This window comes from Amycolatopsis pithecellobii, assembly GCF_009707865.1.
GTDB classification, from domain to species: domain Bacteria; phylum Actinomycetota; class Actinomycetes; order Mycobacteriales; family Pseudonocardiaceae; genus Amycolatopsis_E; species Amycolatopsis_E pithecellobii.
On the sequence record NZ_WMBA01000001.1, the window covers coordinates 52,862 to 65,209 of the forward strand.

10 protein-coding genes are annotated in these 12,348 nt (G+C 69.0%); 9 read left to right on the plus strand and 1 reads right to left on the minus strand.

Translation table 11 applies throughout. From position 1 onward, the window contains the following. Window positions 1-400 precede the first annotated feature (400 nt). Window positions 401-607 (plus strand): hypothetical protein, encoded by a 207-nt coding sequence (locus GKO32_RS00260; RefSeq protein WP_166459291.1) that lies wholly within the window; start codon window positions 401-403, stop codon window positions 605-607. Window positions 608-652: 45 nt separating this feature from the next. Here the strand turns inward: GKO32_RS00260 and GKO32_RS00265 are convergent, their stop codons facing one another. After that, window positions 653-826, minus strand: a complete 174-nt coding sequence (locus GKO32_RS00265; protein WP_154754690.1) for a hypothetical protein — start codon at window positions 824-826, stop codon at window positions 653-655. A gap of 74 nt (window positions 827-900) precedes the next feature. On the opposite strand from GKO32_RS00265, the gene GKO32_RS00270 reads away from it, so the two are divergent. From GKO32_RS00270 to GKO32_RS00305, 8 genes are all read left to right on the plus strand, one after another. Next, the gene (locus GKO32_RS00270; RefSeq protein WP_154754691.1) at window positions 901-1,533 is read left to right on the plus strand and encodes a TetR/AcrR family transcriptional regulator; all 633 of its coding nucleotides are present in this window, start codon (window positions 901-903) and stop codon (window positions 1,531-1,533) included. Between the two features lie 76 nt (window positions 1,534-1,609). Further along, complete coding sequence (locus GKO32_RS00275; RefSeq protein WP_208024219.1) at window positions 1,610-3,073, plus strand: MFS transporter; 1,464 nt, start codon at window positions 1,610-1,612, stop codon at window positions 3,071-3,073. Window positions 3,074-3,076: 3 nt separating this feature from the next. Then, window positions 3,077-4,402 (plus strand): MmgE/PrpD family protein, encoded by a 1,326-nt coding sequence (locus tag GKO32_RS00280; RefSeq protein ID WP_154754692.1) that lies wholly within the window; start codon window positions 3,077-3,079, stop codon window positions 4,400-4,402. 75 nt (window positions 4,403-4,477) lie between these two features. Beyond that, entirely contained in the window at window positions 4,478-6,586 is a 2,109-nt protein-coding gene (locus GKO32_RS00285) for a hydantoinase/oxoprolinase family protein (RefSeq protein WP_154754693.1), read from the plus strand. Then, on the plus strand, window positions 6,583-8,604 hold the full coding sequence (locus GKO32_RS00290) for a hydantoinase B/oxoprolinase family protein (protein ID WP_154754694.1): 2,022 nt from the start codon (window positions 6,583-6,585) through the stop codon (window positions 8,602-8,604). The genes GKO32_RS00285 and GKO32_RS00290 overlap by 4 nt, the downstream gene beginning before the upstream one ends. Next, window positions 8,601-10,196 (plus strand): class I adenylate-forming enzyme family protein, encoded by a 1,596-nt coding sequence (locus tag GKO32_RS00295; RefSeq protein ID WP_154754695.1) that lies wholly within the window; start codon window positions 8,601-8,603, stop codon window positions 10,194-10,196. The genes GKO32_RS00290 and GKO32_RS00295 overlap by 4 nt, the downstream gene beginning before the upstream one ends. Beyond that, a complete protein-coding gene (locus tag GKO32_RS00300) occupies window positions 10,193-11,149 on the plus strand; it encodes a cyclase family protein (protein ID WP_154754696.1) in 957 nt (318 codons plus the stop codon). The genes GKO32_RS00295 and GKO32_RS00300 overlap by 4 nt, the downstream gene beginning before the upstream one ends. Before the next feature lie 21 nt (window positions 11,150-11,170). After that, window positions 11,171-12,343 (plus strand): thiolase family protein, encoded by a 1,173-nt coding sequence (locus tag GKO32_RS00305; protein ID WP_154754697.1) that lies wholly within the window; start codon window positions 11,171-11,173, stop codon window positions 12,341-12,343. Window positions 12,344-12,348: the final 5 nt, after the last annotated feature.

A 12,348-nucleotide genomic window follows, 5' to 3' on the forward strand; every position in this document is an offset into this window, starting at 1 on the left:
TCAGCCGAGACGCTCCGGAAGCAGCTTCGCTTGGCGTAGCGACGTCGCGGGGCCCGGTAGCGGGAGTTCGACGAGCACCGAGCTGGAGATCGCCCGTTGGGGGGACTGGTCATCGAGTTTATGTCGGCACGTCGACAGTTCGCCTGCCTTGCGCATGGACCGAAGTTTGTCGGGCGGAGAACGGCACACCCACCTCCGGGCCCCGGCCGTGCCGTGCAGGAAGCAGGAGCCTACAAGATCAACCGCGGGGGCCACCAGCGGCGAAACCGAGATGGGCACGCCGAGCCGGAGTCCAAGATTGAGGCGTTGCCGAAGCCGAACAGGAAGGTCAGGCCAACGACGACGCCCATGGTCACGGTGACGACGTGAACGACAGAAGCCTCATCCGAACTTGACCGAGTTGGCACAACTGCAGGCCGGCGCATCGAGTACCACCTGTTTCGACGCGTGGGCGCGGGGCGTGGTCGCCCGTGGCGAGCACGGCAAGGGGCGCGACGATCTGCTGCCGGCTGACAGTGGAGTAGTGACGCTGGACTGCGTGCTCAGCGATGGCGACATTGACGTAGGGGCTGGGCAGGTGCGTTGCTGTCGGTTGCGGCTGCAATAGAGGTGCCATTGAGATAGTGGTGGCGCATCCGCCACCACTCTCCGGTCACGCAGCTTCCGCGACAGCTTGCTGATCGATACCCGCTGCGCCGGTCGGCGGTGCGGCTGCGCAGCCCGCGTTGGTAGAGCCGCTCTTGCAGTTGGTCGAGGTGAGGTTGCCGACGACGAACAGTTCGAAGCCGAGACGGACCAGCGGTGCGTGTTCGGGGTCGACGATCATGGTGCGGACGTCACGGCCGTCGGTGTGGTTGAGGTAGCCGGGGCGGGGCGGATGTCGGGCGCTACCATCGGCCTGTGGGCGACAAGGTGTCGAATGAATCGACGGAGCTGCTTTCGGTGCGTGAGGAGCAGCGGCGGATGACGCGCCGGCGGATCATCACCGCGGCGCGGCAGGTGTTCGAGGAGCGTGGTTACGGGCAGGCGTCGATCGGGGACATCGCCAAGGCGGCGAAGGTCAACCGGGCGACGTTCTACTTGCATTTCACCAACAAGACCGAGGTTTTCACCGAGGTCTACCGCTCGGTTCGCGAGGAGCAGAGCGCACGGTACTGGTCACTGCTCGGGCAGGCGCTCGCCGAGGGCAAGGGCGCGAGCGTGCGCTCCTGGCTGGACGGGGCGCTGTCCTGGTGGGAGAGCCAGGCGGCGCTGCTGCCCGCGATCCACGAGGCGATGGCGAGCGACCTCGAGGTCGCGGTCCGGTGGAAGGATCAGATCGACCAGCTGGCCGGCGGGCTGGAGGAGTATCTCGTCCAGTTCCCCAAGGCGCTGCGGGAGGAACGGCGGCTGCGGGTCGAGCTACTGATGGTGCAGCTCGACCAGGTGTGTTTCCGCGTGATCGTGCAGAAGGTCTTCGTGATCGAACGGGACCAGCTGCTCGACGTAGTGACCGGGCTGTGGGTCGACGCGCTCGGGCTGGACAGCGACTGAACCTGCCAGACCAACAAGTTGATGCTTGACTCGACATAGTGTCGTCCTTATTCTTCCGAGGAGACCTGCCCCGACAGTGAGTGCGCAGGTCCGGCGGGACCCGCGGCAGCCCTGTGCCGTCCGGCTCACCGTCCTCTTCGGCTGTAGAGGCGTCGTCAGGGAAGGCGTCCGGCACCGGTTCAACGATGACTCGGGAGTGTCCACTATGTCCGCCAGTCCTGCCGCTCCGTCCCCGGCGCTCATGCGGCGCGTGGTTTTCGCGTCTGCCATCGGCAACACCGTCGAGACCTACGATTACGCGGTCTACGGGTTCCTGACGGTCGTGCTTTCGAAACTCTTCTTTCCCGCGCAGCAACCGGGTGTCGCGCTGCTGTCGGCCTTTGCGGTATTCGGGGTCGCTTTCGTGGTGCGGCCTTTGGGTTCGCTGCTGTTCGGTTCGATCGCCGACCGGCTCGGGCGCAAACCCGCGCTCGTGGCGACCATCGCGTTGATGGCGGGCAGCACCGCGGCCATCGGCATGCTGCCGCCGGCGGCGTCGATCGGCGTGTGGGCACCGATTCTGCTGGTGGTGTTCCGGTTGCTGCAGGGGCTTGCGGCAGGCGGCGAGTACGGCACCGCCATGACGTATGCCGCCGAGTTCACCCCGCCGCGCAAACGCGGGTCGATGACCAGTCGGGTGCAGATCGGAAGTGTGGCGAGCCTGCTGCTCGCCGCGGGCGCGGTGCTGTTGCTGAGTGCGACCCTGACGCCCGCGGCGATGGCGAGCTGGGGCTGGCGGGTGCCGTTCCTGCTCGCGTTGCCGCTCGGCCTCGTCGGGCTCTACATCCGCAGGCAGCTCGACGAATCCCCGGAATTCCGGGCACTCGAGAACCGCACCCAGGTCCCGGCTTCGCCGGTCAAGGAGTCGTTCACCACACACTGGCGGCTCATCGTGCTGATCTTCGCGGTCGCCGCATTCCAGCAGATCGGCTACTACGTCGCCTTCACCTACGCGCAGAGCTACCTGATCCGCCTGGGTTTCACGCAGTCGGAAGCCACGCTCGCGACGGTGATCAGCATCGCCGTGGCCGTGGTGCTCGTCGCAGTAGGTGGGCCGCTGTCGGATCGCTGGGGCCGGTGGCCGATGCTGCTCGGGTTGTCCGTGGGCACCTTTGTGCTGGCCTACCCGCTGTTCGTCGGCCTGTCCTCGGCGAAGAGCCTGGGCGCGGCCATCGCCATGACAGTGCTGCTCGGCGTATTGCCTGCGCTGTACACGGCGGTGGCTCCCGCGGCCTACGTCGAGGTTCTTCCCGCCCGGGTGCGTGCGACGGTGTTCGCGGTCGGGTTCGCGTTGGCGGCGACGTTCCTGGGCGGGCCGGCGCTGTATGTCAGCCAGACCCTCGTGCAAGTCACCGGCGACAACCGGGCACCGGCGATGTTCCTGATGTTCGGCGCGCTGCTGAGCGTGATCGCGGCATTCTTCGTCCGGCGCGCGACCACGCGGGTACGGGCTTCGGAGCTCGCCGTGGCGTCAGGTGAGCGGTCACCCGAAGGGGTCTGAGCCGTGGTGCTCACCGACCTCGCCGAGCAACTCGAAGCGGTAGTCGCGCAGCTGACCGGCGAGGTGATTGAGCACGCCGGTACCTGCCTGATCGATGCGCTGGCCTGTGCCTACGGCGGCCGCGAGCTGCCGTGGGCAAGGCAGGCCAGGGCCATTGCCGGCGGCGCCGACGACGCCACGATCTGGGCGGCCGGTGGTATGCGGAGCGGGCTTACGGACGCGGTATTCGCGAATTCCGTTGCCTCTCACGCCTTACTGCACGAGGACACGCATGCCGAAAGCCGCGTGCATCCCGGGACGGTAGTGATTCCGGCGGCGCTGGCGATCGGGGAACAGGCCCGCGCGCCGCTTCCCGCGGTGCTCCAGGCGATCGTCCTTGGCTACGAAGCCATCGCCCAGGTTGCGTCCGCCGTGCTCACCGACGAGTTCGTCACGCGCGGATGGCGGGCCAGCAGTGTCTTCGGTCCGTTCGGCGCAGCGGCCGCTGCTGCGCACCTCCTGAAACTCAACCGAACGGCTACCGCGCACGCACTTGGCATTGCGGCCAGTTCCTCGGCGGGTTTGTGCCAGTGGGCGCACGACGGGACCACCGAGGTCTTCTTCCAGAACGCGGGCGCCGCGCGCGCCGGTGTCACGGCTGCGCTGATGGCGCGGGAGGGCGCCACGGGCGCACCTTCGGCGGTGGACGGGATTTTCGGTCTGCGCCAAGCCTTTGGCAGCGCTCGGGAGGGGGCCGGCCCGCCGGAGATTCGCCTGGATCGAATGGCGATCGCGGCGACCTTCTTCAAGGCGCATCCGTCGTGTGCGTTGACCCAGGAGCCGATCGACGCGGCCATCTCCCTTGCCGCACAAGACATTGATCCAGACGACGTCGTCGAAGCCGCGGTGTACACCTCCGGCGTGGCGGCGCGGTACCCCGGCTGCGACAACGCAATCGCTTTGACGGCGCCGATTTCCCGCCAGATGAGCTTGCAATTCGCGGTGGCGGCCGCACTGACCGACGGCGGGCTCCGCGCGCATCGGTACACCGGAGTGCTCGACCCCGAGCTCGCGAACCTGGCGGCGCGGATCTCGGTAGTGGTGGATCCGGCTGCAGACCGTGCTTTTCCGGTGCGCCGGGACGCACGGGTGACGGTTCGGCTCGCCGATGGCCGGGTCGTCTCGGCCGACAGCCACGAGCAGGTGCAGCTGACCGCCGACGCGGTGGTCGAGAAGTTCCGCTCCTATGCGGGACCGGTTCTGGGTTCCGAGGTCGATGCCATCGTACGCACCGTGCGAGAACCCTTCTCCTGTCCCGATTCCGCAGAGTTCCTCGCCCGGCTCCGCTAGTAAGACGACAGTATGTCGCTTGACTCGACTATATGTCGAGTCTAATCTGACCGGGTGCCGTTCCACGGAAGGACAATGACGTTGCGTTCCGAAATCACCTTTCAGATCGGGTGCGACATCGGCGGTACGTTCACCGACGTCGTCGCGCTCGCCTCGGACGGACAGTCCTATGCGGACAAATCTGACACCGTCCCGGGCGACCTCGCCGCGGGATTGCTTGCCGCACTGGAGAATCTCGCCGGTCGCGTCGGATTGCCGCTGACCGGGCTGCTCGCCGCGACCACGCGTTTCGTGAACGGCACCACGGTGGTGACGAACGCGGTCGCCGAACTGCGCGGCGCGCGGGTCGGCCTGATCACCACCCAGGGGTTCGGCGACAACCTGCTGATCGCGCGCTCGGCCCGCAACGCGCACCGGGACCACCACAAACAGCTCAGCCTTCCGCAGATCGTCGCCCGCGAGCACGTGATCGAGGTGCCCGAGCGGATCGACCGCAAGGGCCGGGTGGTCGTCCCGCTGACCGAGCAGCGGGCGTGCGAGGCCGTGGAAGCGCTGGTGGCAGCGGGAGTCGATTCGATCGCCGTGTCCCTGTTGTGGGGCTTCGCGAACCCGGAGCACGAGGAATTGCTCGCCTCGATCGTCGAAGCCGAGCATCCGGAGCTGTTCTTGAGCGTCGCGTCGAGGCTGCACCCGGTGATCCGGGAGTACGAGCGGACGATGACCACGGTTCTCAACGCGTTCACCGGGATCCGGGTCGCCGAGTACACCGAGCGGATCGAGCGCGAGCTGGCGGCGCGCGGACTGCGCGAACCGGTCGCGTTCATGCAGGGCTTCGGCGGAACGTCGAGCGCGGCGGAAGCCCGGCAGCGGCCGATCACGCTCATCGACTCGGGCCCGGCGGGCGGGGTGATCGGGGCGCGGGCGCTGGCCGGCCGGCTCGGCCTCAAAGACATCGTGACTGCGGACATGGGCGGAACGTCGTTCGACGTCTCGGTGCTGCGGGACGCCACCCCGAACGTGACGCGGCGGGTGATGCTGGGGGAACGGTTCCTGACCGCGCTGTCCAAGATCGACGTGCTGCCGATCGGCACCGGCGGCGGCAGCATCGCGTGGCTGGATTCGCGGGGCGTCCCGCAAGTCGGGCCGCACAGCGCGGGTGCGGAGCCGGGGCCGATCTGCTACGGCAAAGGGGGGACTCGGCCGACGGTGACCGACGCGTCCGCGGTGCTCGGACTGCTGGATTCAGGGTCCTTTCTGGACGGTCGCAGGGCACTCGACACGGACAGCGCCGGCGAAGCCCTCGCCCGCGAGATCGGGAAACCGCTCGGGGTGAACGCGGTTCAGGCCGCCGCTGCGGTGCACCGGATGGTGGTCGCGGACATGGGCAACGCTGTCCGGGCCGTAACCGTGGAGCGCGGACACGACCCGCGCCGGTTCGCGATGGTGGCTTTCGGCGGCGCGCTCGGCCTGTTCGCCGCGGACATCGCGCGCTCGGTCGGCATCCGGCAGATCGTGATCCCGGCCGAGGCGGCGGTGTTCTCCGCCCGCGGGCTGCTATCCAGCGACGACGTGCGCACCCGCGCGCGTTCGGTGATGTGGCAAGGCGGCGGCGCCGAGGCGGTGCGCGCGGCGCTCCAGGACCTTGACGCGGAACTGGTCGAGGCGTTGCACGCCGCAAGCTATCCGGACGACCGGATCGACGTGCGCTGGGAGGGCGACTTCAAGTTTCTCGGCCAGCAGTGGGAACTTCAGGTGCCGATCCCGCGGCGCGCGGATTTCGGCGAGGCGGATCTGGTCGCGATCCAGGACGGCTTCGCCGCGCGCTACGAGGAAGAGTACGGCGAGGGCACGGCTTGGGTGGGCAGCCCGGTGGTGTTGATGTCGGTCCGGGTCACCGCGACCGGCCGGGTCGATTTCGTCGAGCCCGCCCGCCGCGAAGCGGGGAAGAGCGCGGTCGAGCCTGCCGGTCGCAGAAGGGTCCGACGGGCAGGCTCCGAAGAGTCCGAAGTGGACGTTCACGACGCGCGGCGGCTGACCGCCGGGGCGAGGATTTCCGGCCCGGCGCTGATCGAGCATGCGCTGACCACTGTTGCGCTGCCCGAGGGCTGGGAGCTGAACGTGGACGGCTGGGGCAACTACCTGCTGACCGACACCGAACGGGCAACCGCGGAGGAGACCGCATGACCGCCGTCAGCGCGACCGGGCTCGATCCGGTGGACGTCGAAATTCTCGCCAAGGCACTGGACAACGTCGCCGCGGAAATGGGCGTGGTGATGATGCGCGCCTCCGGCAGTCCCGCGATCGCCGAGGCGGTGGACTTCTCCACCTTCATCGCCGACGCCCAGGGCGACATCATCAGCTACGCCGGGTACATCACGATGTATCTGGGCGCGGCCCGCCAGGCGGTCCGGCACATCCTCGGCACGTATCCGCGGGCGGAAATCCGGCCGGGGGACATGTTCCTCTGCAACGACCCGTTCACCACCGGCAACGCGCACGCCGTCGACGTGGGCGTCGTGCGGCCGATTTTCTTCGGCGAAAAGCTGATTGCGTGGTGCTGGGCCGAGGCACACGTCAACGATTTCGGCGGTGCCGCTCCCGGCGGGATGGACCCGACCGCGACCGAGGTCTACGGCGAGGCACTGCGGCTGCCCGGGGTGAAGATCGTCGACCAGGGGCGTCCGGTCGAGGACGTGTGGCGGATCATCGAGACGAACATCCGCGTGCCGGAACTGGTGCTCAACGACATCCGGTGTTTCATCGCGGCCTGCCACCGCTGTGACGAACGGCTGCAGGCACTCGTCGGGCAGTACGGCGCCGAGACGTTCCGTCGGTATGTCGAAGCCGCCAAGGACCTCGCCGAGCAGGCGGTCCGGCGCAGGATCGCGGATCTGCCGAAAGGCACGTTCACCGCCGAGGAATTCGCCGAGCACAATGGGCACGCCGACGAGCTGTACCCGATCCGCTGCACGCTGACGGTCAGCGAGGACGCGCTGCGGTTCGATCTGACCGACTCCGCGCCGCAGACCGACGGTTTCATCAACGTGAGCGCGGCGACGACGCTGGGTGCGGTCGTGTCCCCGCTGCTGATCACCTTGCTGCCGGATCTGCCGATCAACCAGGGAACGCTGCGCCCGATCGAAGTGGTCACCCAGCCGGGCACGATCTGCGACGCGCGGATGCCCGCACCCATGGGCGCTGGCCATATCGAGACCGGGTTCCGGATCGGGAAGGTGGTCACCAGGCTGCTGGCCGATCTCCAAGAGGGCAGCGAGAACGCGTTCGTCCGCGAGCACGTGACGGCTCCGTGGCAGGACTCGTGGAGCGCCAGTTTCTTCTACGCTCCCGACGAATCCGGGCGGCTGGTGCCGTTTCCGGACATGAACGGCGGCGGCAGCGGCGCGGGCGCGCAGGCGATCGCGGACGGTATGGACGTCAGCGGCGTGCTCGCCCAGCCGCAGAACAGCATTCCCGACATCGAGATCAACGAACTCGCCTATCCGGTGCTGTACCTGTGGCGCAGGCTGAATCCGAACTCCGGCGGGCCGGGTCGCACCCGGGGCGGCGCGGGCATCGACCTCGCCTTCACGCCGTGGTACACGCCGGGCGGCCAGGAACACGTCATGGCGGCCTGCTGGCAGGTGCCGCCGTGTGGGGTCTTCGGCGGCTATCCCGGCTCCACGAGCGGTTCGGCGCTGGTGTCCGGGGCCCGGGCGGACGAGGCGTTCGGCCGGGGGGAAGTCCCGCGTGACATCGAAGAACTGGCCGCCGCTCCGAAGCCGTTGCAGGGAAAGCAGTTCGGGCTTTCGGTTGGCGCCGGCGACGTGGTGGTGCTGCGGGTCGGCGGCGGTGGCGGGTACGGCGATCCGCTCGAACGCGGTCCGGAACTGGTCGCGGCGGACGTGCGCGCGGGCGTGGTGACGCCCGGCGCGGCGCGGGTCTCCTACGGCGTCGTGCTCGATTCGTCGGGCGCGCCCGATCTCGCGGCGACGAGCCGGGAACGCGAACGGATCCGGGCGAGCAGGCGGGAGTGGCCCCGGGAAGACGGGTTGGCGGTGCGGCGCGGCCCGGCGCACGAACGGCTCGCCGAACGCGGGCAGTGGTGCCAGCCGCGGCCGGGCGTCGAACTCGTGGAGTTCGCCGATCCGAACACCGGAACTTTGCTGCGCGCGGACGTGGTCGTGCACCCGGACGCCCGATGACGGATCACAACGAGAGGCGGAACGACGTGGTTGTCCCGGATACCTTCCCGGACGCGCTGGCGGCGCTGGCGAAGCGGTTCCCCGACGAGGAGGCGGTGGTCGCGCCCGAGGGGCGGCTGACCTTCGCCGAGTTCGCCCGGCGCGCCGAGGAACTGGCCGGTGCGTTTCGCGCGGCCGGGCTGCGGCCGGGGGAACGGGTGGGGGTCCTGCTGCCGAACGGGCTGCGCTGGCTGGTGACGATGCTCGGCGCCCAGCGGGCCGGGCTGGTCGCGGTGCCGGTCAACACCTGGTACCGGTCCGCGGAGCTGGCGCATCTGGTCGGCACTGCTGACCTGCGCCTGGTGGTCACCGAGAAGCAGGTGTTCGGCAAGGACATGCTCGCCGAACTCGCCGCGGCCGGGCACGGCGAGGTTTTCGAAGCGGGAGCGCGGGCTGACGGATATCTGGGCGCGCTGTTCTGGCCGTCCGCCGAGCCGTTCCCTTCCGGTCTCGAACCCGCTCAGGCTCCGGAACACGGTGCGGGGCCGGACGACTTCGCGATGATCCTCTACACCAGCGGCAGCACGGCGTTGCCGAAGGCGGTGCCACTGGAACACGGCAAGCTGCTGCGCAACGGGTACGAGATGGGCGAGCGGATGCACGTCGGGCCCGGCGACCGGTTGTGGTTCGCGATGCCGTTGTTCTTCGGCTACGGGGCCTGCAACGCGCTTCCGGTGGCGTTGAGCCACGGCCTGACGCTGTGCGTCGAGGAGAGGGTCGACGGTGACGCGTCGCTGGCCTTCATCGAGCGCGAGAGGTGCACTGTCTCTTATGGACTCGCGACAGCGGTCCGGGCGCTGCTGGCCGCACCGAGTTTCGGCAGCCGGGACATTTCCTCGCTGCGCACCGGGCCGGTCGGGTTCAACGCCGAAGACAAACGGCTGGCGATCGAAGGGCTCGGCGTCACCGAGGCGTGCAGCGCTTACGGGCTCACCGAGTCCTACGGCTTCGTGACCATGACCGACGCGAGCGACCTGCCGGAAGTCAAGCTGCACACCCAAGGCAGGCGGCTGCCGACCCAGGAAATCCGCATCGTGGACAAGTCCGGGGCCGTGTGCCCGCCCGGGGTCAGCGGCGAGATCGAGGTGCGCGGCTGCGTGATCGACGGCTACCTCAGCGGGTCGGACGTCAGCGGCGGAACGCATTCTCCCGACGGCTGGTTCCGCACCGGCGATCTCGGGTCGATGGATGGGGACGGGCGGCTGAGTTTCGGCGGCCGCTGGAAGGAAATGCTCAAGATCAAGGGCATCAACATCTCGCCGGTGGAGATCGAGGGCATCCTCGGCGAGCACGCCGAGGTCGACCAGGCCTACGTCTTCGGGCTGTCCACACCGGACGGCGACCAGGAAATGGCCTGCGTGGTGGTGCCGGATGAGCGCAGCGCCGCGGAGGACACCGAACTGGCGAGCCGGCTGCGGGAGTACGTCCGGTCCCGGGCCGCCAGCTACAAGGTGCCCGCCCGGGTCGTGGTGATGGATTCGGCCGCGGTGCCGCAGACCCACACCGGGAAGGTCAGCAAGCTGAAACTGCGCGAGATGCTGGAGGCGGGATGACTGCCCGGCGTACCCCGGCGTTCGCGCAACTGCCGACCCTGCCGGACCGGGACGAGCGCCACGCCTGGGACGTCTGGGGGCACGCGGACGAAGTCGGGACGCTCAACCTGATCGGTCCCCGGCAACGTCTCGCCGCCGCGAAGACGGTGCGCACCGGGCAGATGATCCCGCTGACCCTGCCGCTGAACGAACCCGACCCCGGTCTGTTCGACGAACGCGAGCTGTTCCGGCACGTAGTGGAGGACACCGCGGCCGGGCACGATGACCGGTTGGACGGGTTCTACCTGCAGGGTTCCTCGCAGTGGGACGGGCTGCGGCACATCAAGGCCGGACGGCACGGCTACTGGGGCGGCCGGAGCGAAACCGACCTGGCTACCAGCGACGCACTGGGTGTCGACCGGTGGGTCGAGCACGGTTTCGGCGGGCGAGGCGTGCTGGTCGATGTCGCCGGGCATCTGGCGGCCCAAGGCACGCCGCTCGCGCCGGACGAGCCGGTGGAGATCACCGCCGCGCTGCTCGAAGAGGCCGCCGCCGCGCAGGGAACCGTCTTCGAATCCGGGGACATCCTCGTGGTCCGCACCGGATGGACGGAGTGGTACCGGCGGCTGCCAGCGCGGGACCGGGCCGCGATGCGCGGAACGATCGGCGCCGGTTTCGCCTGTCCCGGCCTGGAATCGGCGCAGGCAATGGCGGGCTACCTCTGGGACCGGGAATTCGCGGCGGTCGCGGTGGACAACGTGGGCGTCGAGGTCTTCCCGGTGAACCGCGCCAAGGGCTTCCTGCACCGGCGGCTGATCGCGTTGCAGGGCATGCCGCTGGGCGAGCTGTGGCTGCTGGACCGGCTCGTCCGGGCGTGCGCGCAGCGGGGGAGCTACGAGTTCCTCCTCGTCTCCGGCGTGCTGCCGCTGCCGCGCGGGGTCGGCAGCCCGGCCAACGCGCACGCGATTCTCTGACGCTTCGAGAAAGGAAAGAACATGCCGCTAGGGCCAGTACGCCAGGTGGCGATAGTCGGGACCGGGATCACCGAGCTGTCCAGGAAATCCGAGCGCAGCGGTCTCGATCTGGCCGCCGAGGCGCTGCATCTCGGACTGGACGACGCCGGGCTGACCGCCGGAGACGTGGACGGCCTGTTCACGAACGTCGGCTACCCGCTGTCGATCGACTACGACCGGATGGCGGAGGCATTCGGACTGCAGATCCGAGCCGCCGTGCAGACCTGGAGTCACGGCCGCTTCGTCGGTCCCGCGCTGCAAGCAGCCGCCCAGGCAGTGGCGCTCGGCACCACGGAGGTGGCCGCCTGCCTGGCCGGAGTGTCGTTTTCCGGGCTGGGCATGGTGGGCGGCGCGGATGACGCGGAAGGCCTGCGTCAGGGCGGCGGCTCGCACGGAGAACTGCCGCACTATGGGATGACCGCGCCCGGCGCGGGGGCCGCGATGGCGTTCCGCCGGTACTGCGAGCGTTACGGCGTCGACCCGGCGCTGATCTCCGCGGTCCCGATCGCGATGCGCCGGCATGCTCGGCTCAACCCGAACGCGCAGATGACCAAACCGCTGGAACAAGCGGACTACGACGCGCAACCGTACATCGTGGAACCCTTGCGCCGTCCCGATTTTGCCCTGCTCAGCGACGGTGGCGCCTGCCTGCTGGTGACCACTGTGGAACGAGCGCGCGATCTTCGCCAGCCCGCGGTGATCGTGTCCGGAATGCAGGGCCTGCGCGCCGGACGTGACGAGTTCATCTTCGCTCCGCCCGGGCTGGGCGTGTTCACCCAGGGCGACGTGCGCCGGGTCGAGGACCATCCGGTCTACGCCATGGCGGGACTGTCCGGGCCGGGCGACGTGGACTTGCTGCAGCTCTACGACGCCTTCTCGCCCAACGTGGTGTTCGTGCTGGAGCGTTTCGGTTTCACCGGCGAAGGCGAGGCGCTCGACTGGCTGCAGGACGGCCGGATCGAACTCGGCGGCGAACTGCCGGTCAACACCGCGGGCGGCCTGCTGTCCGAGGCACACCTTTGCGGCTGGGGGCACATGGCCGAATCCGTCCGCCAGATCCGCGGCCAGGCCGGCGACCGCCAGGTGGCCGGATGCGAGGTCGTCCAGTGGGCGACACCGTTCGGCGATTCGACAGTCTTCACGAAGGACCGGTGAACACG

Bases quoted from the DNA above. Each gene is read 5' to 3' on its own strand.
- GKO32_RS00300 (WP_154754696.1), top strand. From the start codon at position 10,193: ATGACTGCCCGGCGTACCCCGGCGTTCGCGCAACTGCCGACCCTGCCG.
- GKO32_RS00290 (WP_154754694.1), top strand. From the start codon at position 6,583: ATGACCGCCGTCAGCGCGACCGGGCTCGATCCGGTGGACGTCGAAATT.
- GKO32_RS00305 (WP_154754697.1), top strand. From the start codon at position 11,171: ATGCCGCTAGGGCCAGTACGCCAGGTGGCGATAGTCGGGACCGGGATC.
- GKO32_RS00265 (WP_154754690.1), bottom strand. From the start codon at position 826: ATGATCGTCGACCCCGAACACGCACCGCTGGTCCGTCTCGGCTTCGAA.
- GKO32_RS00285 (WP_154754693.1), top strand. From the start codon at position 4,478: ATGACGTTGCGTTCCGAAATCACCTTTCAGATCGGGTGCGACATCGGC.
- GKO32_RS00295 (WP_154754695.1), top strand. From the start codon at position 8,601: ATGACGGATCACAACGAGAGGCGGAACGACGTGGTTGTCCCGGATACC.